38 protein-coding genes are annotated in these 25,821 nt (G+C 60.9%); 31 read left to right on the forward strand and 7 right to left on the reverse strand.

Annotation, left to right across the window (positions count from 1 at the left end; genetic code table 11):
• The first annotated feature begins 160 nt into the window (after nt 1-160).
• A complete protein-coding gene (locus IG616_RS17465; protein ID WP_192149462.1) occupies nt 161-706 on the forward strand; it encodes a hypothetical protein in 546 nt (181 codons plus the stop codon).
• 11 nt (nt 707-717) lie between these two features.
• A complete protein-coding gene (locus tag IG616_RS17470) occupies nt 718-1,128 on the forward strand; it encodes a Rieske (2Fe-2S) protein (protein ID WP_192149551.1) in 411 nt (136 codons plus the stop codon).
• A 69-nt stretch (nt 1,129-1,197) separates the two neighbouring features.
• Here the strand turns inward: IG616_RS17470 and IG616_RS17475 are convergent, their stop codons facing one another.
• Nucleotides 1,198-1,788, reverse strand: a complete 591-nt coding sequence (locus IG616_RS17475) for a hypothetical protein (RefSeq protein WP_192149463.1) — start codon at nt 1,786-1,788, stop codon at nt 1,198-1,200.
• A 337-nt stretch (nt 1,789-2,125) separates the two neighbouring features.
• Here IG616_RS17475 and IG616_RS17480 point away from each other — a divergent pair, with 337 nt between their 5' ends.
• From IG616_RS17480 to IG616_RS17620, 29 genes are all read left to right on the forward strand, one after another.
• Nucleotides 2,126-2,446 (forward strand): iron-sulfur cluster assembly accessory protein, encoded by a 321-nt coding sequence (locus IG616_RS17480; protein WP_192149464.1) that lies wholly within the window; start codon nt 2,126-2,128, stop codon nt 2,444-2,446.
• A 40-nt stretch (nt 2,447-2,486) separates the two neighbouring features.
• Nucleotides 2,487-2,780 (forward strand): NifU family protein, encoded by a 294-nt coding sequence (locus IG616_RS17485; protein WP_192149465.1) that lies wholly within the window; start codon nt 2,487-2,489, stop codon nt 2,778-2,780.
• A 17-nt stretch (nt 2,781-2,797) separates the two neighbouring features.
• Nucleotides 2,798-4,027, forward strand: coding sequence for a cysteine desulfurase NifS (nifS, locus tag IG616_RS17490; RefSeq protein WP_192149466.1), 1,230 nt, complete (start codon nt 2,798-2,800; stop codon nt 4,025-4,027).
• Complete coding sequence (gene cysE, locus IG616_RS17495; RefSeq protein ID WP_192149467.1) at nt 4,008-4,892, forward strand: serine O-acetyltransferase; 885 nt, start codon at nt 4,008-4,010, stop codon at nt 4,890-4,892. The genes nifS and cysE overlap by 20 nt, the downstream gene beginning before the upstream one ends.
• Complete coding sequence (gene nifW / locus IG616_RS17500; protein WP_192149468.1) at nt 4,879-5,232, forward strand: nitrogenase stabilizing/protective protein NifW; 354 nt, start codon at nt 4,879-4,881, stop codon at nt 5,230-5,232. The genes cysE and nifW overlap by 14 nt, the downstream gene beginning before the upstream one ends.
• 174 nt (nt 5,233-5,406) lie before the next feature.
• Complete coding sequence (locus tag IG616_RS17505) at nt 5,407-6,288, forward strand: electron transfer flavoprotein subunit beta/FixA family protein (protein WP_192149469.1); 882 nt, start codon at nt 5,407-5,409, stop codon at nt 6,286-6,288.
• Nucleotides 6,281-7,375 (forward strand): electron transfer flavoprotein subunit alpha/FixB family protein, encoded by a 1,095-nt coding sequence (locus tag IG616_RS17510; RefSeq protein ID WP_192149470.1) that lies wholly within the window; start codon nt 6,281-6,283, stop codon nt 7,373-7,375. The genes IG616_RS17505 and IG616_RS17510 overlap by 8 nt, the downstream gene beginning before the upstream one ends.
• An 11-nt stretch (nt 7,376-7,386) precedes the next feature.
• Complete coding sequence (locus IG616_RS17515) at nt 7,387-8,691, forward strand: FAD-dependent oxidoreductase (RefSeq protein WP_192149471.1); 1,305 nt, start codon at nt 7,387-7,389, stop codon at nt 8,689-8,691.
• A 5-nt stretch (nt 8,692-8,696) separates the two neighbouring features.
• Nucleotides 8,697-8,990, forward strand: a complete 294-nt coding sequence (locus IG616_RS17520) for a ferredoxin family protein (RefSeq protein ID WP_425504196.1) — start codon at nt 8,697-8,699, stop codon at nt 8,988-8,990.
• 288 nt (nt 8,991-9,278) lie between these two features.
• Nucleotides 9,279-10,994 carry a nif-specific transcriptional activator NifA gene (nifA, locus tag IG616_RS17525; protein WP_246476294.1) on the forward strand — a complete coding sequence of 572 codons (1,716 nt, stop codon included), beginning with the start codon at nt 9,279-9,281 and terminating at the stop codon, nt 10,992-10,994.
• Nucleotides 10,995-11,485: 491 nt separating this feature from the next.
• Nucleotides 11,486-11,680: a 4Fe-4S dicluster domain-containing protein gene (locus IG616_RS17530; RefSeq protein ID WP_192149474.1), complete on the forward strand. Its 195-nt coding sequence runs from the start codon at nt 11,486-11,488 to the stop codon at nt 11,678-11,680.
• A 40-nt stretch (nt 11,681-11,720) separates the two neighbouring features.
• Nucleotides 11,721-12,104: a hypothetical protein gene (locus tag IG616_RS17535; protein WP_192149475.1), complete on the forward strand. Its 384-nt coding sequence runs from the start codon at nt 11,721-11,723 to the stop codon at nt 12,102-12,104.
• Between the two features lie 38 nt (nt 12,105-12,142).
• Nucleotides 12,143-12,364, forward strand: a complete 222-nt coding sequence (gene nifT / locus IG616_RS17540; RefSeq protein WP_192149476.1) for a putative nitrogen fixation protein NifT — start codon at nt 12,143-12,145, stop codon at nt 12,362-12,364.
• Between the two features lie 2 nt (nt 12,365-12,366).
• Complete coding sequence (locus IG616_RS17545; RefSeq protein WP_192149477.1) at nt 12,367-13,239, forward strand: SIR2 family NAD-dependent protein deacylase; 873 nt, start codon at nt 12,367-12,369, stop codon at nt 13,237-13,239.
• 276 nt (nt 13,240-13,515) lie between these two features.
• Nucleotides 13,516-15,078 carry a nitrogenase cofactor biosynthesis protein NifB gene (gene nifB / locus IG616_RS17550; RefSeq protein WP_192149478.1) on the forward strand — a complete coding sequence of 521 codons (1,563 nt, stop codon included), beginning with the start codon at nt 13,516-13,518 and terminating at the stop codon, nt 15,076-15,078.
• Between the two features lie 59 nt (nt 15,079-15,137).
• On the forward strand, nt 15,138-15,365 hold the full coding sequence (locus IG616_RS17555) for a 4Fe-4S binding protein (RefSeq protein WP_192149479.1): 228 nt from the start codon (nt 15,138-15,140) through the stop codon (nt 15,363-15,365).
• A 9-nt stretch (nt 15,366-15,374) separates the two neighbouring features.
• A complete protein-coding gene (locus IG616_RS17560) occupies nt 15,375-15,692 on the forward strand; it encodes a HesB/IscA family protein (RefSeq protein ID WP_192149480.1) in 318 nt (105 codons plus the stop codon).
• A gap of 20 nt (nt 15,693-15,712) precedes the next feature.
• Nucleotides 15,713-16,255 carry a tetratricopeptide repeat protein gene (locus tag IG616_RS17565; RefSeq protein ID WP_425504197.1) on the forward strand — a complete coding sequence of 181 codons (543 nt, stop codon included), beginning with the start codon at nt 15,713-15,715 and terminating at the stop codon, nt 16,253-16,255.
• Nucleotides 16,245-17,018, forward strand: a complete 774-nt coding sequence (locus IG616_RS17570; protein ID WP_192149482.1) for a 4Fe4S-binding leucine-rich repeat protein — start codon at nt 16,245-16,247, stop codon at nt 17,016-17,018. Before IG616_RS17565 ends, IG616_RS17570 begins: the two co-directional genes overlap by 11 nt.
• Nucleotides 17,015-17,335: a nitrogen fixation protein NifZ gene (locus tag IG616_RS17575; RefSeq protein ID WP_192149483.1), complete on the forward strand. Its 321-nt coding sequence runs from the start codon at nt 17,015-17,017 to the stop codon at nt 17,333-17,335. Before IG616_RS17570 ends, IG616_RS17575 begins: the two co-directional genes overlap by 4 nt.
• On the forward strand, nt 17,332-17,607 hold the full coding sequence (locus IG616_RS17580) for a nitrogen fixation protein NifZ (RefSeq protein ID WP_192149484.1): 276 nt from the start codon (nt 17,332-17,334) through the stop codon (nt 17,605-17,607). Before IG616_RS17575 ends, IG616_RS17580 begins: the two co-directional genes overlap by 4 nt.
• A 15-nt stretch (nt 17,608-17,622) precedes the next feature.
• A complete protein-coding gene (locus IG616_RS17585) occupies nt 17,623-17,982 on the forward strand; it encodes a DUF3024 domain-containing protein (RefSeq protein ID WP_192149485.1) in 360 nt (119 codons plus the stop codon).
• A 46-nt stretch (nt 17,983-18,028) separates the two neighbouring features.
• Nucleotides 18,029-18,298, forward strand: a complete 270-nt coding sequence (locus IG616_RS17590) for a hypothetical protein (RefSeq protein ID WP_192149486.1) — start codon at nt 18,029-18,031, stop codon at nt 18,296-18,298.
• Complete coding sequence (locus IG616_RS17595; RefSeq protein WP_192149487.1) at nt 18,295-19,488, forward strand: DegT/DnrJ/EryC1/StrS family aminotransferase; 1,194 nt, start codon at nt 18,295-18,297, stop codon at nt 19,486-19,488. Before IG616_RS17590 ends, IG616_RS17595 begins: the two co-directional genes overlap by 4 nt.
• A 48-nt stretch (nt 19,489-19,536) precedes the next feature.
• The gene (locus IG616_RS17600) at nt 19,537-19,845 is read left to right on the forward strand and encodes a 2Fe-2S iron-sulfur cluster-binding protein (RefSeq protein WP_192149488.1); all 309 of its coding nucleotides are present in this window, start codon (nt 19,537-19,539) and stop codon (nt 19,843-19,845) included.
• Nucleotides 19,846-19,890: 45 nt separating this feature from the next.
• Nucleotides 19,891-20,109 carry a hypothetical protein gene (locus IG616_RS17605; RefSeq protein ID WP_425504198.1) on the forward strand — a complete coding sequence of 73 codons (219 nt, stop codon included), beginning with the start codon at nt 19,891-19,893 and terminating at the stop codon, nt 20,107-20,109.
• A 199-nt stretch (nt 20,110-20,308) separates the two neighbouring features.
• Nucleotides 20,309-20,764: a Rieske (2Fe-2S) protein gene (locus tag IG616_RS17610; protein ID WP_192149489.1), complete on the forward strand. Its 456-nt coding sequence runs from the start codon at nt 20,309-20,311 to the stop codon at nt 20,762-20,764.
• A 95-nt stretch (nt 20,765-20,859) separates the two neighbouring features.
• Nucleotides 20,860-21,066: a DUF6156 family protein gene (locus IG616_RS17615; RefSeq protein WP_343072389.1), complete on the forward strand. Its 207-nt coding sequence runs from the start codon at nt 20,860-20,862 to the stop codon at nt 21,064-21,066.
• A 37-nt stretch (nt 21,067-21,103) separates the two neighbouring features.
• Nucleotides 21,104-21,532, forward strand: coding sequence for a group II truncated hemoglobin (locus IG616_RS17620; protein ID WP_192149490.1), 429 nt, complete (start codon nt 21,104-21,106; stop codon nt 21,530-21,532).
• Nucleotides 21,533-21,624: 92 nt separating this feature from the next.
• On the opposite strand, the gene IG616_RS17625 is transcribed toward IG616_RS17620, so the two are convergent.
• From IG616_RS17625 to IG616_RS17650, 6 genes are all read right to left on the reverse strand, one after another.
• Entirely contained in the window at nt 21,625-21,864 is a 240-nt protein-coding gene (locus tag IG616_RS17625) for a hypothetical protein (protein WP_192149491.1), read from the reverse strand.
• 31 nt (nt 21,865-21,895) lie between these two features.
• Nucleotides 21,896-22,141: a hypothetical protein gene (locus tag IG616_RS17630; protein ID WP_192149492.1), complete on the reverse strand. Its 246-nt coding sequence runs from the start codon at nt 22,139-22,141 to the stop codon at nt 21,896-21,898.
• Nucleotides 22,142-22,244: 103 nt separating this feature from the next.
• Nucleotides 22,245-23,387 carry a molybdenum ABC transporter ATP-binding protein gene (gene modC, locus IG616_RS17635; protein ID WP_192149493.1) on the reverse strand — a complete coding sequence of 381 codons (1,143 nt, stop codon included), beginning with the start codon at nt 23,385-23,387 and terminating at the stop codon, nt 22,245-22,247.
• Complete coding sequence (gene modB, locus IG616_RS17640; RefSeq protein WP_192149494.1) at nt 23,384-24,061, reverse strand: molybdate ABC transporter permease subunit; 678 nt, start codon at nt 24,059-24,061, stop codon at nt 23,384-23,386. Before modB ends, modC begins: the two co-directional genes overlap by 4 nt.
• Before the next feature lie 36 nt (nt 24,062-24,097).
• Nucleotides 24,098-24,865, reverse strand: a complete 768-nt coding sequence (modA, locus tag IG616_RS17645) for a molybdate ABC transporter substrate-binding protein (protein ID WP_192149495.1) — start codon at nt 24,863-24,865, stop codon at nt 24,098-24,100.
• 34 nt (nt 24,866-24,899) lie between these two features.
• Entirely contained in the window at nt 24,900-25,715 is an 816-nt protein-coding gene (locus tag IG616_RS17650) for a TOBE domain-containing protein (RefSeq protein ID WP_209007714.1), read from the reverse strand.
• Between the last annotated feature and the right edge of the window lie 106 nt (nt 25,716-25,821).

Here is a 25,821-nt window from a genome sequence, read left to right on the forward strand (position 1 = left end):
GGGATCTCCTTGTCTTGCGGGTTTGGTGAAACCCATCAAGTTCTGTGCCAGTTTTTCGGAGCCCCAAGCGGCCGGGAAACGAATTGTGCGCGATTCTTGCATCGCTCTCCCAAGGGGCACGCCGGGCGCGGTTTGGCCCGAAGCTGCAAGAGGAGCGAACATGCTTGATGTTGCGATCGCCGGTGGGGGGCTGACCGGACATTCCTCCGGAAACGCTGCGTATCTGGCGCAGTTCTCGGCTTGGGGTCAGGCGAGAAGCGATCACGCCTTTGATTCCGATCGGCAGAACCTGAAGGAGTGCCTGTCGGAACAGGATCGGTATCAGCTTACCCCGCGGCCGGTGCTGGAAACCGTGGAAGCAACGCTGGACGAGGCGTTGGTCTTTCTCGGACAACTCGACTTAGACATGGCTGGCATTGCGGTTGAAAACGGCGGGTCTGCGCTGATGCTGGAGACCCAGGCGCCGTTCCGGAGTTTTCTTCACACGCTGACGGACGATGTGATCGCCTTCAACCGGACTTGCTGCGCCCTGTCCAACGTCCCTTACGAACACAAGCTGTCGAACGATTACAAGCAGAGGATCCTGCGCGGCGTTGCGGCCGGCTGGCGGGAGTTCTCGCTCGCCGCCAGCCGGCTTTTGCTGTCTCGGGCCGAAGCGCGGGGCCTTGACCTTTCGGGCAGCCATTCTTTCGGGGAATTGTCATGACGGAAACCGCGATGCCGACCGAATCCGCCTACGTCATCTGCGGCCTGAACGACATTCCGAGCAAGCGCGCCTATGGTTTCTATCTCGCCCGTATCGATGAGGACGGCAACGAGCAGCCTTGGCCGATCGTGATCGTCCGCTGGGGCCGCCAGGCCTTCGGCTATGTCAACCGCTGTCCGCACAACGGCGTCAATCTCGATTGGGAGCGGAACCAGTTCCTGGATGCCTACGGAACCCGTCTGATGTGCGGCAAGCACGGCGCGCTGTTCGACATCGGCACCGGCGAATGCGTGGACGGTCCGTGCAGGGGAGAGCGGCTCGAGACCATCGACGTCCGGGTTATCGAAGGTGAGATCTGTGTGTTCGGCACTCAGCTCGCCGGTTATGACGATGAGGAGATGGAGCCCGGCGGCGTGGAGTGACAGGCCTGTGCCGGACCGCCCCCGGCCGGCTGGTCGAGGACGGCTTCTTGATGAGGCATTCCAGCCAAATCACACAGGCCGGTTTTCGTTCCGGTTCCGCACCGGCTCCATCAATTCGAGGCCTTTTTCGTAGCTGATTTCGTCGAAGCCGTTGCTGAAGCCCTTTGCCGCGTCCAGGACAAAGTCGGTCTTGCCGGCGGTGTTGAGCTTCTTGACGTCGTTCTTGTCGATGCCCAGCAGGTCGAGGGTTTCCTTCCAGACCGTCGATTCATCGCAAGGCAGGATGTAGAAGGTGATGTCACCCATCTTGACCTTGTACTGCGACCTCAGATCGACGTTGTTACAGAACATCAGATAAGTCCCGTTGGGGCTCAGGAGACCGCTGAGCACTTCCGCGGCCGACTGCAGGTACTCGAAGGAGTGCAGGTAGCCGATCAGGATCGGGATCTGCTTGTCGTCGCCTTCCGAGAAGGTCAGAACCTGTTCGATGGAAAAATCCGGCGGCCGTTTTTCGTCCGCAACCTGATCCTGAAACTTCAGGGCGATGTCGCCGCGGAAGCCGAAGCGGCCTTCCTTCGTTGTCGGCCCTTTCAGCACCGCATTGAATAGGCGGCCTTCGCTTTCCAGGCGTGCCAATGGGGTCTGGTCAATCGTTGTCATGGGGTGTCCTAACTAGCGATAACAGTTGCGCTCTCAGGCGCGCAGCGGCTGTTATGCAAGCCGTTTGCCGGTTTGGCTCCTGGCTGGCTTCATGGCCGGTTTTATGGCCGGAAACCGCGGCATTTCCCGGTGTTTTGTGTCCTCTGCAAATTGGGGAATACAGGCGGCTGCCGACAATTCTCGTTAGGGATGGAACCGGCCTGTCGGAAACCCGACACGCGTCGCAAAGCCAACAGGTTTTCTCAATTGAAATCGCGGAATTCCGCGGTTCTCTCCGGGTGGCACGCCATTTGCTGATTTCCCGTAACGAAGACTTCAGCCAAGAGCGGAGACAGCTATGATCAATCTGACTGACAGTGCAATGGATGCCGTCCGCACCGCGATTTCCGGTGCCACGGATCCGGTCGGGGGGCTGCGCATCATGGTCGAGACCGGCGGCTGCGCCGGCTACAAATACATGATGGGCCTCGTGGACAAGGCCAATCCGGATGACACGGTTATCGAGCGGGACGGCGTCAAGGTATTCGTCGACACCCAGAGCCACGAGCTGCTGAATGGAACCACCATCGACTTTGTCGTCGCGCTGGAAGGCTCCGGTTTCACCTTCGACAACCCGAATGCCAATTCAAGCTGCTCCTGCGGCAAGTCCTTCGGCTGACCGCGATCCAGTCACGAGAACGGGAAGATGAGGAAACGACATGCAAGCCGACATTGAAGCGACACTGGAACACCCTGTCTCCTCCCAGGCGGAGGCGGAGCGCCTGCGCGTCATCAACGAGGTGCTGGAAGAGATCCGGCCCAACCTGCAGCGCGACGGCGGCGACTGCCAGCTTGTCAAGGTGGACGGCAAGAAGGTCATGGTGAGGCTCACTGGAGCCTGCGTCATGTGCAAGCTCTCCGGCATGACGATCGAGGGCATCCAGTCGCGTCTCGTCGAAGAACTCGGTGAGTTCGTCCGCATCGTTCCGGTCATGGGCGGTGTGCCCGCCTGAGGTGAAAGGGGGATCCGGTGCGACCGATTTATCTCGACAACAACGCGACCACCCGCACCAGCCCTGACGTTGTGGCGGCCATGTTGCCGTTTTTCTCCGAACAGTTCGGAAATGCGTCATCGACCCATGCCTTCGGCTCGGAGGTTGCGGGTGTTGTCCGCGACGCCAGGCGTCATGTGCAGGCCCTTCTCGGCGCGGCACATGACCACGAGGTGATCTTCACCTCCGGCGGTACGGAATCTGACAACACGGCTCTGCTGTCGGCGCTCGAAGCCCAGCCGGAGCGCAATCAGATCGTCACGACGGCGGTCGAGCATCCGGCGATCCTCTCCTTCGCCGCTTACTTGCGGCAGACGCGCGGCGTCGAGGTCACCATGATCGGCGTCGATGGGAACGGCCGGCTGGATATTGACGCCTACAGGACGGCTCTGGGGCCGCAGACGGCGGTTGCCTCGGTCATGTGGGCCAACAACGAGACCGGCACGATCTATCCGGTCGAAGAGCTTGCCGGCTATGCTCACGAGGCAGGCGCCCTGTTTCACACCGACGCGGTCCAGGCTGCCGGCAAGATACCGATCGATTTGTCTTCAAGCGCTATCGACATGCTGTCGCTTTCCGGCCACAAGCTCCACGGCCCCAAGGGCATCGGTGCGCTCTATGTCCGGAAAGGTGTGAAGTTTAAACCCCTGCTGCGCGGCGGACGCCAGGAACGCGGACGGCGCGCGGGGACTGAAAACGTTCCGGCCATCGCCGGCCTGGGCAAGGCGGCGGAAATCGCAGCCGCCGGGATCGCGGAGGAACAGACCCGCGTGCGTAGCCTGCGGGACCGGTTAGAACAGGGCGTTCTTCAGCAGATCGGCGGCAGCATGGTCATTGGCGGTCGCGAGGAACGCCTGCCAAACACCTCCAGCATCACTTTCGAGTTCCTCGACAGCGAGGCCATTCTGCACAAGCTGGAACAGGCGGGGATCGCCGCGTCGTCAGGCTCGGCTTGCGCGTCGGGATCGATGGAACCGTCCCATGTGCTCAGGGCCATGAACGTACCTGCGACATCGCTGCAAGGGGCGATCCGCTTTTCTCTGTCACGGGAAAACACGCCGCAGGACATAGACCGCGTTCTCAATGTGCTGCCTGGCATCATTTCACATCTGCAGTCGATGTCACCGCTGTGGCGCGAACGTCATGAGGCGGGATCCTCAGCGCAGGGATCGAGCGGGGGCGCGGCACATGTCTTTGCACAATCTTGAGGGGCTCGGTCTTGAAGCTCCCGACGAGGCCGGAGACCTGATCCCGGTTGCCCCGTCCGGCTTGCGTTCGCCGGAAGAGCGAACTGCCCGGCCGGAAGCGGCAGACGTATCGGCCCCCCGCCGTCATTGGACCGGCCTGCCGCCCCGCAGGCCACTATGGTCGCTCCTGCGGGAGGATGTCGGTTGCGTCAAGGCGCGCGATCCGGCGGCCCGGCACATCTACGAGATCTTGCTCACCTATCCGGGCGTTCATGCGGTTGTCCTTTACCGGATCGCCAACCGGCTCTGGACGAGAGGTTTCCGGTTTCCCGCGCGGTTTCTGTCCTGGTTCGGACGGGTGCTGACAAATGTGGACATTCATCCGGGCGCGACCATCGGGCGGCGTTTCTTCATCGATCATGGCGCCTGTGTCGTCATCGGCGAAACGGCGGAAGTCGGTGACGACGTGACCCTCTATCACGGTGTCACCCTGGGCGGAACGAGCTGGTCCGCCGGCAAGCGTCACCCGACGCTGGAAAACGGCGTGCTGGTTGGGGCAGGGGCCAAGATCCTCGGGCCGATCTGCATCGGCGCGGGCTGCCGCATCGGCGCCAATTCCGTGGTCGTGGAAGACGTGCCCCCGGACATGACCGTCGTCGGCATTCCAGGAAAGGTCGTCAAAGACCGGCGCGGCCGGCGCCTTCCGGACGGCCGGATCGATCTGGACCATCATCTGATTCCTGATCCCGTAGGCGATGTCCTGAACGTCCTGATCGACAGAGTCGAATTCCTCGAAGCGAGGGTCAGCCACCTCCAGGGCCGGCTATGTGCCAGCACGGCCTCCAGGACGTCAGCAAAGGAGAAGCCTGAACATGAGCGTGCTTGAAGACCTTGCGCGGCTTTCTGCGGCCGAAGAGTTTTTCACCTATCTCGGCGTGGAATTTGAACCGTCGGTGGTTCATGTCTCCCGCCTGCATATCTTGCGCCGCATGGGGCAGTATCTGAGGACGAGCGAGGCCGGCGGCGCTTTCGACGCCTTGAGCGATGACGAGATCAAGGCGCTCTGCCGGACCCATCTGGAACAGGCTTATCAGGACTTCGTGAACTCCTCGCCGATCGAGGAACGCCTGTTCAAGGTGCACCAGGATGCAGTGGCACCGAAGCCGGAAGTGACGAAGCCCTTTGTCGCTTTGTCGTCGATCGCGGGAAACAACGCCGACATATGACACTTTGTCGACAAGCCGACAGGCGCGTTGCGTTTCCCGCAGCAAGATGTCGGGCGGTTGGCCGGCCAACAAGGAAAACGGCGGAATCCCGAGGGTTTCAAGTTTGGCACGCAATTTGCCGGTACAGGAGACAGAGTTCGAAATTCCAACCGATCAAAGAGCAGGTGAGATCCGATGCACATCGTGGTTTGTGTGAAACAGGTTCCCGACAGCGCTCAGATCCGCGTTCATCCGGTGACGAACACGATCATGCGGCAGGGCGTGCCGACGATCATCAATCCCTATGATTTGTTTGCGCTGGAAGAGGCGCTCCGGTTGCGGGACAGGTTCGGCGGCGAGGTCACGGTGCTGACAATGGGACCGCCGATGGCGGAAGATTCCTTGCGCAAGGCGATGACTTTTGGTGCGGACCGCGCGGTGCTCTTGACCGACCGCTTCTTCGCAGGTTCCGACACGCTGGCCACGAGCTTCGCCCTTGCCATGGCGCTGAAAAAGATCGGCGAGGAATTCGGCGAACCCTCGATCGTCTTCACCGGCAAGCAGACCATTGACGGCGACACTGCCCAGGTCGGGCCGGGGATCGCCAAGCGGCTGAAACTGAACCAGCTCACCTATGTGGTGAAAATCTCGGATTTCGATCCGGAAAACGGCGGCATCACCGTGGAGCGGCGCGCGGAAGGCGGTGTCCAGATCCTGTCAACCAAGCTGCCGGTGCTGATCACCATGCTCGAGGGCTCCAACGAGATGCGACGCGGCTCGCTCGACGATGCGCTGCGCGCCGCCAAGGCGGAGGTGGTGAAATGGAACGCCGCCGATGCGGGCATCGAGGACCTGACCAAATGCGGACTGCGAGGCTCGCCGACTATCGTCAAGAAGGTGTTCGCACCGGAGGCGCGCTCCGAAAAGGCGCAGGCGATCGAGACCAAGGATCAGTCCATGGAGGCGATTGCCCACAGCTTCATGGCCGCGCTTTTCCAGCGGCAACCGGAGCTGGAAGGCGAACTCTTGCGATTTGCCGCCACCCAATACGGACAGGAGGGATTAGGTCATGGCTGACGCTCCGAAACCCAATGCTGGCGGAAGCCGGGCCGGAACCAAGAAAGAACTTCCAGATCATTTCAAGGACTACAAGCACGTCTGGGTCGCCATCGAGTGCGAACACGGCGTCGTGCACCCGGTCTCGTTCGAGCTTCTCGGCGAAGGGCGCAAGCTGGCGGACAAGCGCGGCGTGGAACTTGCCGGTGTCGTCATGGGCGGCAGCGACGAGGCGATCGCCGAAGCGATCGCTGCGACCTTCGAATATGGCGCAGATGTCGTCTATACGGTGGTCGATCCGGTGCTGGCACATTACCGGAACGAGCCCTACACCAAGGCGATGACGGATCTCGTCAACACCTACAAGCCGGAAATCCTGCTTCTGGGGGCAACCAATCTCGGCCGCGACCTGGCTGGCTCCGTGGCGACCACGCTGCTGACCGGATTGACGGCGGACTGCACGGAACTGGCCATCGATGACGAGGGATCGCTGGCGGCCACCCGCCCGACCTTTGGCGGCTCGCTTATGTGCACGATCTTCACCCTGAATTACCGGCCGCAGATGGCCACGGTCCGACCGCGCGTCATGTCCATGCCGGAGCGGCAGGAAGGCAAGTCCGGGCGGGTCGTCTCCCATCCGCTCGACATGGGCGAGGAGGACGTCATCACCAAGGTCCTGCAGTTCGTGGCCGACCGGGAAACCGCCACCGCGCAACTGCCTTACGCGGATATTGTCGTCGCGGGCGGTCTGGGCTTGAGGTCCGCGGAGAACTTCCAGCTCGTCAAAAACCTGGCGGAAGTGCTCGGCGCGGAGTACGGCGGGTCGCGGCCCCTGGTGCAGAAGGGCTGGATTACCGCGGACCGGCAGATCGGTCAGACCGGCAAAACGATCCGGCCGAAGCTCTACATCGCCGCCGGCATTTCGGGCGCGATCCAGCACCGCGTCGGTGTTGAAGGCTCGGACCTGATCGTCGCGATCAACACCGATCCAAACGCGCAGATCATGGATTTCGCCCATTTGGCCATCGTGGCCGATGCGGTTCAGGTCCTGCCGGCGCTGACGGAGGCGTTCCGCAAACATCTTTCGGTCAACCGGATGGCAGGTTGAAGGAGGCTTCCATGAGTGACGAACATTTCGATGCAATCGTTGTCGGCGCCGGACCTTCCGGAAACGCGGCCGCCTATACCATGGCCAAGGAAGGCCTGAAGGTCCTCCAGCTGGAACGCGGCGAATATCCAGGCTCCAAGAATGTGCAGGGCGCGATCCTCTATGCCAACGCGCTGGAGGAGATTATTCCCGACTTTCGCGAGGATGCTCCGCTGGAGCGGCACGTTATCGAACAGCGCATGTGGACCATGGACGATGCGTCCCACGTGGGCATGCATTACCGGTCCGACGATTTCAACGAGGAAAAGCCGAACCGCTACACGATCATCCGGGCGCAGTTCGACAAATGGTTCAGCCGCAAGGTCCGCGACGCCGGAGCGACCCTCTTGTGCGAAACGACCGTCACCGAATTGGTGCGAGATTCGAAGGGCCGGGTGATCGGAGTGCGCACCGACCGCAATGCAGGCAAGGTTTTCGCAGATGTGGTCATCCTGGCAGAGGGCGTCAACGGTCTCGTCGGCCAACGTTCCGGCCTGCGGTCCGAAGTGGCGCCGGACAGTGTTGCGCTGGCAGTCAAGGAAATGCATTTCCTGCCGCGCGAGGTGATCGAGAGCCGCTTCAACCTGAAAGGCGACGAAGGGGTTGTGATCGAGGCCATGGGTACGATCACGAATGGCATGACCGGAACAGGTTTCCTCTACACCAACCAGGAGTCCATCTCCGTCGGCATCGGCTGCATCGTGTCGGATTTCGCCGAAAATGGGACGACGCCCTATGGACTGCTAGAAGCCTTCAAGAACCACCCGAGCATCAAGCCGCTGCTGGCCGGCTCGGAGTGCAAGGAATACGCCTCGCATCTCATTCCCGAGGGCGGCTACAACGCCATTCCCGAGCTGGTCGGAGACGGCTGGATCGTGGTCGGTGATGCCGGTCAGTTCGTCAACGCGGTTCATCGCGAAGGGTCCAATCTGGCCATGACGACCGGCCGCATCGCCGGTGAAACGGTCGTCTGGCTGAACCGCCGCCGTGAGGAAATGTCGAAGGCCAATCTGGCTGAGTACAAGAAGCGCCTGGAACAGACTTTTGTCATGAAGGATCTGAAGAAGTACCGGAGGATCCCGGACTTCCTTCATGCCAACAAACACGTTTTCACGCTTTATCCGAAGCTGTTCAACAGTGCGGCGCAATCCTGGTTCCGCGTTGACGGCATCGACAAGCGTTCCAAGGAAAAGCAGATCATGGGGGCGTTCCGCAAAAGCCGGAGCGTGCTCGGACTGGTCGGTGACGCATTCAAACTCGCGAGGGCATGGAGATGAGCTCGATGCAGGAAAGTGCAATGAAGGTCGAGGAAAAGCTCTACCAGAACCGCTATCTTGTCGACGCCGGTCGGCCTCACATCAAGGTTCTGCCCCACGACAAGCCATCGAAGGCCTTGCTGTCGCTGACGCATACTTGCCCGGCGGGCTGTTACGAGCAGAACGAACGGGGCCAGGTGGAAATTACCGCCGACGGCTGCATGGAATGCGGCACCTGCCGTATCGTGACCGCCAAGACCGGCGAGATCGAATGGAACTATCCGCGCGGCGGTTTCGGCGTTCTCTACAAATTCGGATAACCGGCTGCCGGAGCAATGCTCCGGCACATTTGGCTTTGGGCCGAATTTTCCGCCGACTTCTCTTGTCGTTTGCAGGAAGCAACAGGGTGGCAATAGCTTGACATATCCGGATCAGGTTCTCGTAAAAAGTGCTTGTCGTTTTATGTTGCACCTGCGAAGATTTACAAAAAGCGGGATGAAGCTGCCAGGCTTTACAGGCACCCGCATTTTCCGGGGAGGCGCCCTCCAGTCAAGAGAGTTGGTGCCATGCCTGCTGATTTGATTACGGAGCCTCAAAAGCCTGTCACAATGGCAGGCCTGTTTACAACGCGCGCTGAAGTCGCGTTGCACGGGATGTACGAGATCTCCAAGGTTCTGGCGATCCCCGCACGCCTCGAAACGACGCTGTCGAACGTCCTCACGCTGCTTTCCAGTTTTCTTGACATGTCTCACGGGCTGATCGCCCTGCTGGATGAAAGTGGCGAGCCCAATGTGGTGGTCGGCTCCGGATGGAGCGAAAGCAACGCCAAGAGCCATTTCGAACTGTTGCCGCAACTCGCCATCGGCCAGATCGTCGCGACAAAGATGCCTCTGGTGGTGGAAAATGTCGCCAATGATCCGCTGTTCGAGGATTGGATCGCTGCCGAGCATTGGCGCGGCGCGCCGCGGATTTCCTTTATCGGCGTGCCGATCAAGGAACGTGAAAAGGTTGTCGGAACGCTGACGATCGACCGGATTTCAGACGGTCACACGTCGTTCAAGTTCGACGAGGATGTCCGTTTCCTGGCAATGATCGCCAATCTTGTCGGCCAGACGGTGCGTTTGCACGACATCATCAATCGCGACCGCCAGCGGCTGATGGGCGAACAGCGCCGCTTGGAAAAGGAGTTGTCCGAAAGGATCAAGCCTGCACGCGCCACGGGATTGCGCATGCGCGGGATTGTCGGCGACAGCGATGCCATCCATTCGGTTCTGGAGAAGATCCAGGTGGTCGCGCGCAGCAATTCCACGGTCCTTCTGCGCGGGGAATCTGGAACGGGCAAGGAACTTTTTGCCCGCGCGACCCATGACCTATCCGAGCGCAAGAAAGGCCCCTTTATAAAGCTCAATTGCGCCGCTCTGCCGGAATCGGTCCTGGAATCAGAATTGTTCGGTCACGAGAAGGGCGCATTCACCGGTGCGACCAGCCAACGCAAGGGACGCTTCGAACTCGCCAATGGCGGGACCCTGTTTCTCGACGAAATCGGGGAGATATCGCCCTCTTTCCAGGCCAAGCTCCTGCGGGTGCTGCAGGAAGGCGAATTCGAACGCGTCGGCGGCATGAAGACCATCAAGGTCGATGTCCGCCTTGTCGCGGCAACCAACCGGAACCTCGAAGAGGCGGTCGCCAAGGGGGAGTTTCGCGCCGATCTTTACTACCGGATCAACGTCATAACCATTTTGCTCCCCGCCCTGCGGGACCGTCGGGAAGACGTGTTTCCCCTGGCGCAAGAGTTTCTCAAGCGCTTCAACGACGAGCACGGGACCCATCTGGCCTTTTCCGGTTCGGCGCGTGACGTTCTGGAGGGATGCTTCTTTCCCGGCAATGTGCGCGAACTGGAAAACTGCGTGCGCCGGACAGCGACGCTTTCCCAGGACAAAACCATCATTGCGGATGACTTCGCCTGCCGGAACGACGATTGCCTGTCCTCCACGCTATGGAAGGGGGCCGTCGAGGCGGCAAAGCCGTTCACCATCATTTCCCGGCCCTCGGCTTCCAGCATGACCGGACCGGCGGGGAAACCTGACCGGGAGATGCCGTCCAGCGTGAACAACGGATCGTGCAGCGGGTCCCCTGCAACCTGTCCGGAGACGGACACCTGCTCCCTCCTGAACGGCGACGGGCAATCGGAGCGCGAGCGCCTGGTCGATGCCATGGAGCGGGCCGGCTGGGTCCAGGCCAAGGCCGCACGGCTCCTCAATCTGACCCCTCGTCAGATTGGCTATGCCCTGCGCAAGCACAAAATCCTGATCAAGAAGTTCTAGGGTCTTCTTCATTTCCTCCGTTCTGCCATCGTCTGACCATGGCATCCATGCCGCGATCTCCCAAAAAGGGATCCGGATTGTATTGGCCTTCTTCCCGTAACCCGCATTGGACCAAACAAAACACGCAGGACTCCGGGACAAATCTGGAATGGCGGCGTGAGGAAACGGCGGGTCTCTCTCAGCTTTCCGACAGAAAATGTTGCAAGTCCTACACAGTGAAATTCAGGCGCAGGAGACGATGCATTTTGCCGGTCGTCATTCCAACCGGCCATTGAAGTTTCATTTCCCGATCGGACGGGCTAACGGCCTGTAATCAAAATAAGAATAGTTCGAAACTGGAGCGTTGAGTCTTTCATTCTACGTTCTTTGAAGCCGGCTTTGCGAGCGTGGCACGATGCTTGCTCAAATGACCTTGAAAGCAAAGGTCAGCCGAACTTCCGCCGGTTTTCTCCGGACCGGAACGGCCATGACCCGAACAGAGGAGCGCAGTTATGGCCTACAAAATCATTGTCTCGCAGTGCACGGTTTGCAGCATGTGCGAATTCGAATGCCCCAATGCGGCAATTTCCATGAAGGGCGACACCTATGTGATCAACCCGAACCTGTGCACCGAATGCGAAGGCAGTTACGACAGCCCGAAATGCGATGAGGTCTGCCCGGTTCCGAACACCTGCGTTCCCGCCTGAGACGCGGGGAAAGTCAACTTCCAGACGTTGAGGGGCGGTCATGAATGATTTCAGCCATGTCGTCGGGAGGCGCGGCACGGAACACGGGGCCTTGAAGGTCGCGGCGGATCTTTCACCCATGCGTGATCCACAATCCTGCGGGGTGGATTGTTACATCCAGCAGCAGCAGTCAACGCGCCGGAGATGGTGTTTCTGCGACGTTCTCGCCTCCATCCAGGCTCATCTGGAAGATCGCGCCGATGACGAGTTCCGGGTGGTCTTCCATCCGGACCCTGCTGTCCGGCTGTCGTTTGCGCACCGGCTATCGGAAGGTGACCTGGCCCCGTTTCTCGACGATCCGGACAGCGAAGTTCGCGAATTGGCCTACGGCCGCCTGTTGGCCGTTTCGCGCCAGCAGGTCAGCCGGTTGATGACCGCCCCCTGAGGCACCAGCGAAAACTCCTAAGTGAAGGACCGCATTCAATGAAGATCATGATCCGCCGTTCGCCCGAGATCGGCCTGTCGATTTACGTCCCCAAAAAGGATCTCGAAGAGCCGGTCGTGGAGATGGAACACGAAACCATGTGGGGCGGCTGGATCAGGATCGCCAACGGCTGGGTGCTCGACCTGCCTGAAAAGGATGCTGACACGCGGCTGCCGGTCACGGTGGATGCGCGGAAACGCGCCGAGACTGAAGAGGTCTGACAATGGGCGCTCTTCTAGCCGACGTTTCCGAATTGAGCTTTGCAAAGGCGCAAGACGTCTTACCCGGATTGGCCGGCGGTCTGCGTGATGGCCGGGTCGTGCCTTATCTGGGGCCGCAATTGCTCACAGCGGCAAATCCCGATATTCCGGCAACGCCGGAAGCACTCGCGGCATTCTTCCAGAGTAAGGTTGCGCTGCCGTCACGGGCGCGAGGCAATGCCTGGGCTGCGGCGCAGTATATCGAAAGCACCCGGCACCGGGCAACGGTGACGGCCTTGATGGCGGAAGCCTTCGCCACGCCGGCCAAACCCACCGACCTGCATCACATGCTGGCTGCCCTCGACCTGCCGCTCATCGTCGACAGCTGGTACGACGGCGCTATGCGTTCGGCGCTGGAAACCCGCGACGGCTGGGGCGAGATCCAGGGGATCACCCGCGCCGGCATCGGTGAGGACCAGTGGTACCGGTTCTATGACCGGTCTGGCGAGAAAACGGATGTTGCGGCGGCTACTTGCTGGAAGACCATCCTCTACAAGCCGCATGGCGGGATTGTTCCGGCGCGCAACTTCCTGATTTCCGATGCGGACTATGTCGAGGTTCTGACCGAAATCGACATTCAGACGCCGATCCCCGAAATGGTCCGCGACCGGCGCACCGAACACGGGTTTCTGTTCTTTGGCTGCAGGTTCCATGACCAGTTGCTGCGCACCTATGCAAGGCAGATCATGAAGCGATCCGCAGGTCCGCATTACGTTATCGTCGACCCTGCAGATACGTTGACACGGAACGAAGCCCGGTTTTTGGCGGCGCAGGAAATCATCCCGATTTCCGCTACCGTTGAGGAGGCCGCCGGCATGATGCTGGAAGCAGCATAGCGGAACCATTTGCCGGGTTTTGACGAAAATAAGACGGCGCGGCCTGGTCCGCGCCGTTTTGCTGTCTGCAGGTCTGTTGTCCGGAAGCGCCGGCGATTAGCGAAAGACAACATTCTGTGTTGGCAAGGCGACAGATGTCGGCAACGGAACATTCCCTGGTGCGTTAAGTAACAAGCTGATTCTTATGAATAATTTCCATTTCCTCCAGTCTGGCACGCGAGTTGCTGTTGCTACTTTAGAACGGTTACAGCTCCGGCGAACAGCGAGGAACGGGCGATGGATACACCGGTACAGCACGAAGATACGTATGTTGAGCGCCTCGTCGACATGGACGCGGTTATGCAGCAGGTGGCCGAGCACAAGGGCTGCGGCACGGAAGGCGGCAACAGCAAGCCGAGCTGCGGGTCCTCGGCCGGGCAAGGCGATATGCCGACCGAGATCTGGGAGAAGGTCAAGAACCATCCCTGCTACAGCGAGGAAGCGCATCACCACTATGCCCGCATGCATGTGGCCGTGGCGCCTGCCTGCAACATCCAGTGCAATTACTGCAATCGCAAGTATGACTGTGCCAACGAGTCCCGTCCGGGCGTGGTCAGCGAGCGGCTGACGCCGGAACAGGCCGCGAAAAAGGTTGTGGCGGTTGCCTCCACGATCCCGCAGATGACGGTGCTCGGCATTGCCGGTCCTGGCGATCCGCTCGCCAATCCGGAAAAGACCTTCAAGACCTTCGAGCTGATCTCCAAGATGGCGCCGGACATCAAGCTGTGCCTGTCGACCAATGGTCTGACGCTGCCTGACCATGTGGACACGATTGCTAGATACAATGTCGACCACGTGACCATCACCATCAACATGGTGGATCCGGAAATCGGCGCGCAGATCTACCCTTGGGTGTTCTACAAGCACAAGCGCTACACCGGCGTGGAAGCTGCCAGGATCCTCACCGACCGCCAACTCCAGGGTCTGGAAATGCTCACCGAGCGCGGCATCCTCTGCAAGATCAACTCGGTCATGATCCCCGGCATCAACGACCAGCACCTGGTCGAGGTCAACCGGGCGGTGAAGTCGCGCGGCGCCTTCCTGCATAACATCATGCCGCTGATTTCCGCGCCCGAACACGGCACCGTCTTCGGCCTGAACGGCCAGCGCGGCCCGTCGGCCCAGGAACTGAAGGCCCTGCAGGATTCCTGCGAAGGTGAAATGAACATGATGCGCCACTGCCGCCAGTGCCGCGCCGACGCGGTCGGCCTGCTCGGTGAGGACCGCAGCGCGGAATTCACCACCGACAAGATCATGGAGATGGAGGTCGACTACGACCTGGATACCCGCAAGGCCTATCAGGCGCAGGTGGAACTGGAACGCCAGGCCAAGGTTGCGGCCAAGCAGGAAGAGCTCAAGGAGCTTGCTGGTTCTGCCAGCGATATCAAGCTGCTGGTGGCCGTTGCGACGAAGGGGTCGGGTCTGATCAACGAACATTTCGGCCACGCCAAGGAATTCCAGGTCTACGAGTTGTCGACCGATGGCGCCAAGTTCGTCGGTCACCGACGCGTCGATCTCTACTGCCAGGGCGGCTTTGGCGATGAAGACAGCCTCCAGACTGTGATCCGCGCGATCAACGACTGCCACGCGGTGTTCGTCGCAAAGATCGGTGGTTGTCCGAAGAGCGATCTTCAGGAAGCCGGGATCGATCCGGTCGACCGTTATGCCCATGAGTATATCGAGAAATCGGCGATCGCCTGGTTCAAGGACTACCTGGAGAAGGTCCGGAGCGGCGAGATCGAGCACACTGTACGCGGCGATGCGGACATCCGTCAGGGAGCCCTGATTTCGGTCGCCTGAGGCGGCCGGAATTTAAGGCAACTGGTCCCAGGCAACCATCTGCTCAGGAGTGGTGACCCATGGCTTTTAAAATCATCGCGTCTCAATGCACCAACTGCACCGCTTGCGAAGCGGAATGCCCGAACCTGGCGATTTCGGAGAAGGACGGAACCTTCGTCATCGACCCGGCAAAGTGCACGGAGTGCATCGGACATTTCGGCTCGCCCCAATGCGAGGCGGTCTGCCCGGTCGATAACACCTGTGTCATCGACCCGAACTACCCGCGCTATCAGGCCGCGGCGGAATAGGGGGAAGAAATGGCGTTTGAAATATCACGGAGTGCGGAACGTTTTATCCGGATGATGCTGATGGCAGACGGGCGGCCACAGAGCGGTTTCCGCCTCGCCGTCAGCCCTGGCGGATGTTCGGGACTGTCATCGGAGATCAACATCGTCGATGCGCCGGAGCCCGGCGACGCGGTCGTCGAGCGCAACGGTATCCGCCTGTTTCTGCCGGCGGAAAGCCGGATCCTCCTGGACGGGGTGACGATCGATTTCGCCGATACTGCGTCACAGACGGGTCTCGTCTTCCACGATCCAAAGGCAAACGGTACTTGCGCCTCCCACGCGGGTTGAGCGCAGGGAAGGAGAGGATGATGACCGGACCGGTGGCAAGCGGGAAAGGCCGTATTTCCCCCGTGGACGCGGCCATGATTGCCGACAGTCTCCTCGGTGGCGGCTTGCCGCGGGAGGCCGAGCATCACCTCGCCCAGGCCGGTCTGTCCTATCATCTGGATGATGTGGCCGAGGCGCACCTGTCGCAGGCGCTTCTTCTCGCGCCGGATCATGCCGCGGTGCTGATCGGCCTCTACCGCTACTATTTCTACAAGGGGCGTCTCGTCGATGCCCTGGATATCGCAAAGGCCTGTCTGCAAAAGGCCTCGCGCGAAAACAGTCTCCCCGAAGACTGGCGGCAGGTAAAACCCGGTGACGCGGCCTTCGGCCGCTACGAGGAGATCCTGCCGCGCTTTTTTCTCTTCACGCTCAAGGGGTACGCCTATCTGAATATGCGCCTCGGCGAGACCGAGGAAGGCAAGGCGGCGGTCCTGAAGCTTCTGGAACTCGATCCGAGCGACAAGATCGGCGCCAGGGTGCTGCTCGACGTCGTGACAAGGGCAGGGCGCGGCGATGACGATTGACGACATCGATGACGCCGTTGACTGGCAGGGAAACCCGGTCGACTGCAGCCCGTGCGACCACGAAGCCTTGCTGGCCGCGGGCAAGTGCCGGATCAGGCGTGCCTGCGTTCACGACCGCTATGCCCGGCGGATCGACCGGTTCTTCGACTGGAACCCGTCCCTTGCAAACGGCTATCTGGCTCACCCGCATTTCGAGGTCCGAGCGATTGCCGCCAAGCATGCGGATGTGTTCCGGCTGCCGCCGCTCCTGCGGGACAGGGAGGAAACCGTGCGCTGGAACGCCGCGCGGCGTTTGCCAAAGCGCCTGATCCTGGATCTGAGAACCGACCCGCACCGGGAGGTCCGCATCCGCATCGCCAATCTGCTCGACGATCCCGAGCTGGTGCCGATGATGAAGGATCCCGACTATTATGTCCGCCTTGTCGTTGCCCGGCGCATCGCTCCGGCCTTGCTGTCCCGGATGATGCGGGATGCGGAGGCGGAGGTCCGCCGCGTCGTCGCGCGGCGCATCTCCCCCAATCTGCTCCCTTGCATGATGGACGATCCAGAGGCGGCGGTCCGCCACGAGGTTGCACGGCGCCTGCCGCCGGATCTCCTGATCCGGTTCCGCGATGACGAGGACTGGCGCATTCGCTACGAGGTCGCCTGCCGCGCCCCTGAAGACCGGATCGAAGATCTTGCCGGAGACCCGGACGAACTCGTCAGGGAGGCCGCGCGGGCACGTCTTTCTGAAACCAGGCAAATCCAGGAGTGGCCGGTATGAGCAATATCGTACGCGACAGCGATGTCGTCGAACTGTCCGGACCGCCGTTTTTCAATTTTGGCGAGAAAGTCCGCGCCAAGCGGACCATACGCAATGACGGGACCTATGCCGGTAAAGAAATCGGCGAGATTCTCGCGAAAAAGGGCGAGGAAGGCTACGTGGTGCACATCGGCACCTTCCTGCAGCAATTCTACATCTACGGCATCGAATTCATGGATAGCGGCAATCGCGTCGGAATGAAGCGCAAGGAGCTGGAAGCGGTTCATGCGCCCGGGGACGACGAGACCGATCTGCCTTTGCCAGGGAGACAAGCATGAACAACGGTCAGACCCCTCCGGCCGGCAATCTGCCGATCGAACCCAGAATGCCGAAATATGACTGGGGTCAGCGGGTGCTGGCAACGGTCGACCTGCACAATGACGGCTCCTATCCGGGGGCACCGGAAGACGGCCTGCTGGTTGCCATCGGCGACATGGGCGAGATCGTCCAGGTCGGCATGCACACGGAGACGAACACCCCGGTCTACATGGTCGAGTTCAACGGGGAACGCGTGATCGGATGTCTCGAGGACGAGATTTCTTTGCTTTAGAGCGAGTGAAAGATCATGCAAGCATCCGCCCTGAAATCTCCTCCGCATATGCCGGCCGCGCATCCGAACGAATTCGACCTGAGGCGCATCGAGCGCGCACTCCAGGACCGGGTCCGCTACCGCTATGTGACGCCGGCGATCATCGGCATCGATGGCGGTTACCGCATCCAGGCGCCGTGTTGCTCGCGCAATGTCGATCCGGAGGGCGGCATCGTCGACGTGGCTCTGATGCTGTTCGACGGCCTGCACGGTGAATGGAGGCTGTTTGCCAAGGACCATGACCGTCAGAGCTGGGAACTGCACAGCACCTATTCGCGGCTGACCGAGCTGCTGGACGGCCTGAACACCGATCCGGACCGGGCGTTCTGGCAATGACAGGGCGCGGACACGGACACCTGAACCCAACACAGGGAATGGAACCATGGCGTTAAGCACCAGTGAACTGGAAGAGATCGGGAAGGAACTGACCGCACCGGGCGTGGACGGCACCGTATTTACCACCCTTCGGAGCAAGTTCCCGCATCTGTCCTGGACACGCTGCGATGCCGCCGATGTGTGCGAGGAGCCGTTCGGAACCTTCGGCGGGTTCGACCTCCACCTCATCGACACGAGCGACCACTGCGTCCAGATCATCGCGGATCCGGAACGCGCGACAGGCCTTGTTCTGGCAAAGCGGAGTGCGACGGCATGAGCGAAGCGCTGATTGGCGAAACAGAGTTCGACGAGGTCGGTGAGGAAACCGGCATCATCCCGCTTTCCGATCCGGACATGACCGTCGATGACCTTGCTGCCGTGGATGCGGTCCTGCGATCGGCGTGGATCTCCAACGGCAAGGCGGTGGACGATTTCGAGGAGGCCTTTGCCGAATATCTCGGCCGCAAATACGCGGTGGCCGTGCCAAGCGGCACGATGGGTATGGTGCTTGCCCTGCAGGCTCTCGGTCTCCAGCCGGACGACGAGGTGATTGCCTCGCCCTTTTCCTTCCGGGAAACGGCGCATGCCATCAGCGTCTGCGGAGCCCGTCCGGTCTTTGCAGATGTCGACTATTGGTCAGGAACGCTTGCGCCGGCGAAGGTCGAGGCCCGTATCACGGACAAGACCAAGGCGATCATTGCCGGCAATACCAATGGCCACCCGGCGCAGTGGAGTGAGTTGCGAGACCTGGCAGACAGGCACGGCATTGCGCTGATCGAGGATTCCACCGAAGCCATCGGGTCCACCTACAAGGGTGCCCCCGTCGGAACATTCGGGGATTGCTCCGTCTTCGATTTCTCGCAACCCATGGCGATCACCTGCGGCGAGGGCGGCATGGTGGTGACGGATGATATCGACATTGCCGTGGCACTGCGTCGCCGCCGGTCGCGCCGTCCGGAGGACCGCTCGTCGGTCGTCATCACGGCTACGGCCCCCTATCAGGCACCCATGAGCGGCGTGACGGCGGCGCTCGGCTTGTCGCAGTTGAAGCGGATCGACGAGATCCTCGCCAAGCGCAAGCTGATCGAGGCCTTCTACCTCTCCAATGTCGAGACTTTCGAAGGCATCAAGCCGCCCTATGTCGGGCCGGATGTCACCGAAATTCACTGGTTCCTTTATGTGGTGCATCTCGGCACGCGGTTCTCCAGATCCAGCCGGGATGCCATCATCGAGGATCTGCGCGTGGAACAGGTCGAGGCAGCCGCTTACAGCGCGCCGCTGCACCTGCAGCGCCACTATTACGATCTCGGCTATCGCAGGGGCGATTATTTCGTCACCGAGAAGGTGGCTGACAGGGCCATTGCGCTGCCCTTCCACACCCATCTTGCCGAAGACCAGATCGCCTTCCTGGTCGAGACCATGAAGGACGCCTCGATCAACGTCGGAGCCGGATCGGCGATCTACTGAGGCCGCCGGCAACAAGCTTCTCAACCCTGGAAAATACGGGAGTATTCGATGTCACTGATTACCTTGATGCCGTCCGGCACCACCATTGAAGCGGCGGCAGGAACCACGCTCCTCGAGGCGATCCTGTCGGTCGACGACAAGTTCACCCACAAGTGCGACGGCAACGCCACCTGCGGTTCGTGCCACATCTTCATTCAGGAAGGCCGCAAGGGCGTGTCCAAGATTGCGCGTGAGGAAAACGAGCGGCTCGACATGCTGGTCGGCGTCGGTTCGAAGTCGCGTCTTGCGTGCCAGGCCACGGTGCTTGGCACCGAGGACATCAAGATCGAAATGCTCGGCTTTGATTCCGGCTTCTAAGAAGCCGGGACCGTACCGAACCCTCAGGATGGAAGGAGACGGAACATGAGTATGGATAACACGGTTATTCATGTGCGGTTTGCACCGAACGGCTCGGTTGTTGAGATCGGCGAGCGGCCTGAAAGCCTGTCGCCGCAGCAATGGTTTAACTGGCTGAGCCTCAACGTCCCGGCCCAATACAGGGTGCTGGCTGGAGGCAGGGGCGTCTTCACGGTCGCATCGGGCGAGGTGGAGATGCTGCAGAAGACCTCCATGGCCTCATAGGAACCCGATCACCGGATCAGACCCTGCGGCGAGAGCTTTGGGCGGAGCTGCACACCATCGCAGGTCCGCCCTTTTGCCGGGAGAGGCCTGCATCGGCACGCTTTATGCAAGTTCGTCCCCAGTCCCGGTTTAGCCGGGATATTCAGGCGGAAATGTCGGAATTGCGACATGCCCGCCGGGACAAGGAAAGGGTCTGGAGATGCAGGACGATATCGATCTGTTTGTCATTTGCGATGCCGGCGGCATTCCGCGCGGGGGAGCCGCCTCTTTCAGCCTGTCACGCCAGAACGACGAGGGCGAAAGCAGGCCGTTTCCGATCTTGATCATTCGAACCGACGACGATGTCTATGTCGGCTACGCCAACATCTGTCCCCATAACCGGCTCTGGCTCAACATAGGTGACAACGAGTTTTTCAGCGGCGATCACAATTTCCTGGAATGCGGCCGACATGGCGCGAGGTTCGATATCCTGTCCGGCCAATGCGTCACCGGGCCTTGTTCGGGCGCACGCCTTGAGCCGGTGCCGCTTATGCTGAGCGAAGGCGAGGTCTGCGCCTATGGGGTCAAGCTGGTGGAAGACAGTCCCTATCCGGACCCGTTTTCGGACTACGCAGATTATGACGAGACCATGGAAATCATGATTCATCCCGACTGACGAGGAAAGAGCGTGTCCGGCTCCCACTGGCATTTTGTCACCTATAACGGGGTGAAACTGCCTTTTTGGCCGGTCGGCCCGATCGATGCAGAAGCGTGTCCAACCGCAACACCTTCATCCGGGCGACTTTTAAAGGCCCGGACACATTGATTGTGTTCGGCAAGATAGTCTACGGCGAGGTGGAACTGTCGCATGGCTATGCGTATCACGCTAACGGTACCCTGCAACGGGCAGAGATTGTCATGCTAGACGAAGATCCTGTCCTGCTGAATTTTGATGAAACCGGGCGGCCGCTTGGCTGAAGCGGCGCGGGATAAAGAAGACAAATGCGGAGCGGACATGGAAGACGCCGGGCAAAAAGACACCATTTTTGAGCGGATCGGCGGCACGCCCGCGATCGACCGCCTGGTGGACCTGTTCTACGAGCGCATGGACACCATGGTGGAGGCAAAAGGCATCCGCGCCATGCATGCCGCCGATCTCGGCCCCACCAGGGACATCCTGAAGCGGTATCTGAGCGAGTGGACCGGCGGGCCGAAACTCTACTCACCGGAAAAAGGCCATCCCCGTCTGCGCCAGAGGCACATGCATGTCGCGATCGGCGAGGAGGAACGGGACGCCTGGCTGACCTGCATGCGTGGCGCATTGGAAGAAACCGTCAGCGACAGGGAGGCCCGCGAGGGGCTCTACGAAAACATGGCCAAGCTCGCCGACTGGATGCGCAACCAGGCAGGCAACCCGCATGACACGCGTGGGGGGCATCATTGACGCTGTTGCGATGATTGAGCGCCGCAGAAGGCCTGTGCGCATCTTTTACATGCGGGCCTAGCCCATTTGAAGCTGTCTCTATCGGCCGCCTGTTAGAGCGGAATGCCGAAAAACTCGTCCTCGTCGCAGCCACCGGCGCGGTGCAGGGCGAAAGCGTCGTTCCAGCGGGCCAGTTCCCGTTCCGTGGCATCCCGATGGGAAATGACACCGTCTGCGTAGCCTGCCAGAAGATAGGGTTTGCCGTTGCGCAGGAATCGGCCGAGCGCTTTTCGGTCGGTCAGCCGCACGATGCATCGCGGCGTTTCGTCGATCAGTATTGTCGTCGGTAGCATGGTCGAAGTCCTTCCCGTCCTGAAGTCCTTATTAAAAACCGTCCTGTTTGCTGCCCCAGGGATGGGAACTGTCGACGAGCGGCGCTGTGATCCCGGCCTTGGCCACGTCCTCAAGGGTCCGGTAGAGTGTTGCCTCGTGGACGAGCGCACCGGTTTTTGTCGTAACCGCGACATAGCGGGCAATACGGTCGATGTCGCAGAGATAACCGCCTCCGGGCTCGCCTGCGGGGCGGAGATTGCCGTCCCAGTCGATAAAATAGCCTTCCACGTCCGTCATCGCCCGTCTCCTTCAATGTCTGCTTTCCCGTCTGTCCGGCACACAGGATCGGGGAAGCAAACTCCTTGCCAAGGGAGGGGCATACGGCGGGATCACGCCGTCCTCAGTCTAGAACGGCCGCGGTCTTGATATGGGCCCAGACCTGTTTCCCGGGGGCGAGTGCAAGCGCTTCGGAAGATCGTGCGGTGAGACGGGAAATCAGCGGCGTCGTACCGTTGAGAATCCAGGCAGGGTTTTCGTTTTGATTGGCGGGCGGCGCAAGGTTGGAGCCGGGTGCGCCCAACCGGATCTGCGTCAGAACGACTGCCGGGTGATCCGTCGGCACGGACCCGGTCACAGTCGCCGGCAGGATATTGAGAATGCTGCTTTCCTCGTGGCGCTCCAGGGCAAGACTTACATCCCGTGCCAGAACCCGCATGCGCACGTTACGGCCGATCTCTTCGCCGTGATCCCGGATCCAGAGACTGCCGCCAGGAAAGGCGACACGCATCAAGTGCCAGCGCGCGTCCCGTTCCACCACGCGGGCTTCGAGTGCGACCCCGGCGTCCTCGTCCTGCCGGATCGGCAGGTCGAGGCGGGCGAGCGTTTCAGTGAGTGGCCCGTCCGCCAGCACCCGGCCTGCCTCCAGAACCACCAAATGGTCGGCAAGGCGGGCAACTTCGTCCGGTGAGTGAGTGACATAGAGGATGGGGATCGACAGCGCGTCGCGCAGGTATTCCAGATAGGGCAGGATCTCCTTCTTGCTCTGGTGATCGAGTGCCGATAGGGGCTCATCCATCAGGAGGAGGCGCGGGCTGGTCAGCAGGGCGCGCGCCACGGCAACCCGCTGGCGCTCGCCGCCGGAGAGATTGGTGGGCCTGCGGTCGAGCAGGGCCGAAAGCCCAAGCCAGTCCACTGCCTGGCCGAATTCGATCCGCCGCTCGCCTGCGGGAATACGCCTGGCGCCGTAGTCTAGGTTCTGGCGCACCGAGAGATGCGGAAACAGGCTTGCCTCCTGGAAGACATAGGCAAGAGAACGCCGGTGGACCGGCAGGAAGTATCTTGCATCCTGCCAGGTCTCGCCGTCGACCCGTAATGTCCCTTCCGCCCGGTTGAGGCCAGCAATGCAGCGCAGGGTCGTGGTCTTTCCCGATCCGGAATGGCCGAACAGGGCGGTGACGCCGGTTGCCGGCAAGTCCAGATCGACATCAAGGGAAAATCCTCCCTGAAAACTGGTCCGGAAGCGGGCTTCGATCGATCCGGTCATGGCTTTTCCGCCCAGGCGGCGCGGCCGTTGACCGCGTAAAGGGTCAGGAGCACGGTAAAGGAGAACACCAGCATGCCGGCCGACATCAGGTGTGCCTGGCCGTATTCCAGAGTTTCCACGTGATCGTAGATCGCGACCGAGAGCACTTTGGTCTGGCCGGGGATGTTGCCGCCGATCATGAGCACCACGCCGAACTCGCCAATCGTATGGGCGAAGGCGAGAACAGCTGCGGTGAGAAATCCCGGACGGGCCAACGGAACCACGACCGTGAAAAACCGGTCGAGCGGGGAGGCCCGCAGGGTGGAGGCGGCCTCCAGTGGCCGGTCACCGAGGCTCTCGAAGGCATTTTGCAGAGGTTGGACGGCAAACGGCAGCGAGTAGAACACCGACGCAATCACCAGCCCGGTAAAGGTGAAGGGAATCGTACCGAGCCCGAGGCTCTGCACGATCTGGCCGACCGGGCCCTTCGGGCCGAGCGCCAACAGCAGATAGAAGCCGAGGACTGTGGGAGGCAACACCAGCGGCAGAGCAATCAGCGAAACCAGCGGCTGCTTGATCCAGTGACGCAGCCGGGCAAGCCGCCAGGCAATCGGTGTTCCCACGATCAGGAGGACGAATGTCGTTACGCCTGCCAGCTTGAGGCTTAAAAAAACAGGGTTCCAGTCAAAAGGCATCTCAAATTCTCCGCTTGGACATGCCGCCGGCCAGGGTCACTCGACCCCGTAGCCGTAGCTGACGGTGATATCCTGGGCGGTGCCGCCCTTCAGGAAGTCGATGAAGGCCCTGGCTGCCGGATTGGTCTCGCCCTTCTTCAGGAGAACGGCCTGCTGCGTGATCGGCTCGTAATAGCTTTCCGGAATTTCCCAGCTGCTGCCGGTCTTGTCCGGCAGCGCCTTGAGCTGGGAGAGTGCGACGAAGCCGAGCTCGGCATTGCCGCTGGCGACGAACTGGAAGGTCTGGGCGATCGTATCGCCGTGCACCAGCCAGGGGGACAGGGTGTTCCAAAGGCTCATATGGATCAGCGCTTGCCGGGCCGCGAGGCCGTAAGGGGCGGTCTTCGGGTTGGCGATCGCCACATGGCTGAAGGTGCCGGTCTTCAGGAACTCTTCTCCGCCGGTAAACAGGCCTTGAGTTGGGCTCCAAAGAGCAAGCTTGCCCTTGGCATAGGTAAATCGCGATCCCGGCACCGCGAGGCCTTCCGCCTCTGCCTTCTCCGGCCGTTGGCTGTCTGCGGCCAGGAACACCTCGAAAGGCGCGCCGTTCTCTATCTGGGCATAAAGCTTGCCGGTGGAGGCAAAGCTTACGACGGCCTTGTGGCCGGTTTCCTTCTCGAACTCCCTGGCGATGTCACGCATCGCATCGGTGAAATTGGCCGCCACTGCGACCAAGACTTCTTCCGCATGTGCGGCGGGAGCGAGAAGCAAGAGGGAGGCCAGAGCGGCGATCGCCGGTTTTGTCAGTCTTTCCGTAATACGCATGGATCGGATCCTTGTTTTTGGGGGGAAGGGGGCGTTATTCGACGCCGAGGATGATCTGCGACGCCTTGATCAGCGCGCAGCAACGCATTCCGGGTTCCAGTGCCAGGGCCCAGGCGCTGTTGTTGGTGATGATGGCCGCGAGCGTCTTGCCGCCGCCGATGTCGAGAACGGCTTCCGTATTGACGGCGCCTTTATCGATAGAGAGCACGGTGCCGTGGATCTGGTTTCGGGCCGACAGACGCATGCCCTCCATATCCCGGGTCAGGAGCGGTGTGCTGGCCTTGATCAGGGCAAAAGCGGGCCGTCCCTGCCGCAGGTCCAGCGCCGCCACGCTCTGATTGGTCAGGACGGCTGTGATTGTCGTGGTCTCTGAAATCCTTAAGGATACCTCGGTATTGACCGAGCCGGCGGTGATTGCGGAAACCACGCCGTGAAAGCAGTTGCGCGCGCTTGTTTTCATGAGAAAGCTCCAGAGAGAGGGGCCGGGCAGGTCCGGGTCGTCTTGTCCGTCCGCCAGGGACAGGTCCAGTCCGGCCAGAAGTTCGCCGAGGCTTTCCGTCAGGCGGCGGTGGGTGCGCAAGGCACGGCGTCCGGCCGCCGTCACCTCCGCTCCGCCACCGTGGCGTCCGCCGGGCCGCGTCACGATCAGGGGGCGGGCAAACAGGTTGTTGAGAGCGTTGGCCGCATCCCAGGCGGCCTTGTAGCTGAGACCCGCCTCTTTCGCTGCGGCCGAGATCGATCCGAGCCGGCCGATGGCTTCCAGCAAGCGGAAACGGTCTTCGCCGACGCGCAATCCGGTCTGGTTTGTCATCGAAAGGACAGGTTTAAGGGCCGTCGTTCTGGAGCTCATCGCTATGTACCTTGGCTACATATCGGTTGAAACGTGCATGCGAAACACGGGAAAACCGCTAAGCAACGATGATGCCAGATTGGTATCTCTTGTTTTTTTCAGTAAC

The sequence above is a fragment of the Roseibium litorale genome, assembly GCF_014842915.1.
Classification (GTDB): domain Bacteria; phylum Pseudomonadota; class Alphaproteobacteria; order Rhizobiales; family Stappiaceae; genus Roseibium; species Roseibium litorale.

Bases quoted from the DNA above. Each gene is read 5' to 3' on its own strand.
- IG616_RS17530 (WP_192149474.1), top strand. From the start codon at position 11,486: ATGGCCTACAAAATCATTGTCTCGCAGTGCACGGTTTGCAGCATGTGC.
- IG616_RS17560 (WP_192149480.1), top strand. From the start codon at position 15,375: ATGGCGTTTGAAATATCACGGAGTGCGGAACGTTTTATCCGGATGATG.
- IG616_RS17485 (WP_192149465.1), top strand. From the start codon at position 2,487: ATGCAAGCCGACATTGAAGCGACACTGGAACACCCTGTCTCCTCCCAG.
- IG616_RS17630 (WP_192149492.1), bottom strand. From the start codon at position 22,141: ATGACGGACGTGGAAGGCTATTTTATCGACTGGGACGGCAATCTCCGC.
- modB (WP_192149494.1), bottom strand. From the start codon at position 24,061: ATGCCTTTTGACTGGAACCCTGTTTTTTTAAGCCTCAAGCTGGCAGGC.
- IG616_RS17650 (WP_209007714.1), bottom strand. From the start codon at position 25,715: ATGAGCTCCAGAACGACGGCCCTTAAACCTGTCCTTTCGATGACAAAC.
- IG616_RS17620 (WP_192149490.1), top strand. From the start codon at position 21,104: ATGGAAGACGCCGGGCAAAAAGACACCATTTTTGAGCGGATCGGCGGC.
- IG616_RS17605 (WP_425504198.1), top strand. From the start codon at position 19,891: ATGAGTATGGATAACACGGTTATTCATGTGCGGTTTGCACCGAACGGC.
- IG616_RS17625 (WP_192149491.1), bottom strand. From the start codon at position 21,864: ATGCTACCGACGACAATACTGATCGACGAAACGCCGCGATGCATCGTG.
- modC (WP_192149493.1), bottom strand. From the start codon at position 23,387: ATGACCGGATCGATCGAAGCCCGCTTCCGGACCAGTTTTCAGGGAGGA.
- IG616_RS17510 (WP_192149470.1), top strand. From the start codon at position 6,281: ATGGCTGACGCTCCGAAACCCAATGCTGGCGGAAGCCGGGCCGGAACC.
- IG616_RS17590 (WP_192149486.1), top strand. From the start codon at position 18,029: ATGGCGTTAAGCACCAGTGAACTGGAAGAGATCGGGAAGGAACTGACC.
- IG616_RS17505 (WP_192149469.1), top strand. From the start codon at position 5,407: ATGCACATCGTGGTTTGTGTGAAACAGGTTCCCGACAGCGCTCAGATC.
- IG616_RS17595 (WP_192149487.1), top strand. From the start codon at position 18,295: ATGAGCGAAGCGCTGATTGGCGAAACAGAGTTCGACGAGGTCGGTGAG.
- IG616_RS17520 (WP_425504196.1), top strand. From the start codon at position 8,697: ATGCAGGAAAGTGCAATGAAGGTCGAGGAAAAGCTCTACCAGAACCGC.
- IG616_RS17570 (WP_192149482.1), top strand. From the start codon at position 16,245: ATGACGATTGACGACATCGATGACGCCGTTGACTGGCAGGGAAACCCG.
- IG616_RS17465 (WP_192149462.1), top strand. From the start codon at position 161: ATGCTTGATGTTGCGATCGCCGGTGGGGGGCTGACCGGACATTCCTCC.
- IG616_RS17555 (WP_192149479.1), top strand. From the start codon at position 15,138: ATGGCTTTTAAAATCATCGCGTCTCAATGCACCAACTGCACCGCTTGC.
- IG616_RS17600 (WP_192149488.1), top strand. From the start codon at position 19,537: ATGTCACTGATTACCTTGATGCCGTCCGGCACCACCATTGAAGCGGCG.
- IG616_RS17580 (WP_192149484.1), top strand. From the start codon at position 17,332: ATGAACAACGGTCAGACCCCTCCGGCCGGCAATCTGCCGATCGAACCC.
- IG616_RS17610 (WP_192149489.1), top strand. From the start codon at position 20,309: ATGCAGGACGATATCGATCTGTTTGTCATTTGCGATGCCGGCGGCATT.
- IG616_RS17565 (WP_425504197.1), top strand. From the start codon at position 15,713: ATGACCGGACCGGTGGCAAGCGGGAAAGGCCGTATTTCCCCCGTGGAC.
- nifT (WP_192149476.1), top strand. From the start codon at position 12,143: ATGAAGATCATGATCCGCCGTTCGCCCGAGATCGGCCTGTCGATTTAC.
- IG616_RS17515 (WP_192149471.1), top strand. From the start codon at position 7,387: ATGAGTGACGAACATTTCGATGCAATCGTTGTCGGCGCCGGACCTTCC.
- nifB (WP_192149478.1), top strand. From the start codon at position 13,516: ATGGATACACCGGTACAGCACGAAGATACGTATGTTGAGCGCCTCGTC.
- nifA (WP_246476294.1), top strand. From the start codon at position 9,279: ATGGCAGGCCTGTTTACAACGCGCGCTGAAGTCGCGTTGCACGGGATG.
- IG616_RS17480 (WP_192149464.1), top strand. From the start codon at position 2,126: ATGATCAATCTGACTGACAGTGCAATGGATGCCGTCCGCACCGCGATT.
- modA (WP_192149495.1), bottom strand. From the start codon at position 24,865: ATGCGTATTACGGAAAGACTGACAAAACCGGCGATCGCCGCTCTGGCC.
- IG616_RS17470 (WP_192149551.1), top strand. From the start codon at position 718: ATGCCGACCGAATCCGCCTACGTCATCTGCGGCCTGAACGACATTCCG.
- cysE (WP_192149467.1), top strand. From the start codon at position 4,008: ATGTCTTTGCACAATCTTGAGGGGCTCGGTCTTGAAGCTCCCGACGAG.
- IG616_RS17585 (WP_192149485.1), top strand. From the start codon at position 17,623: ATGCAAGCATCCGCCCTGAAATCTCCTCCGCATATGCCGGCCGCGCAT.
- IG616_RS17535 (WP_192149475.1), top strand. From the start codon at position 11,721: ATGAATGATTTCAGCCATGTCGTCGGGAGGCGCGGCACGGAACACGGG.
- nifW (WP_192149468.1), top strand. From the start codon at position 4,879: ATGAGCGTGCTTGAAGACCTTGCGCGGCTTTCTGCGGCCGAAGAGTTT.
- IG616_RS17575 (WP_192149483.1), top strand. From the start codon at position 17,015: ATGAGCAATATCGTACGCGACAGCGATGTCGTCGAACTGTCCGGACCG.
- IG616_RS17475 (WP_192149463.1), bottom strand. From the start codon at position 1,788: ATGACAACGATTGACCAGACCCCATTGGCACGCCTGGAAAGCGAAGGC.
- IG616_RS17545 (WP_192149477.1), top strand. From the start codon at position 12,367: ATGGGCGCTCTTCTAGCCGACGTTTCCGAATTGAGCTTTGCAAAGGCG.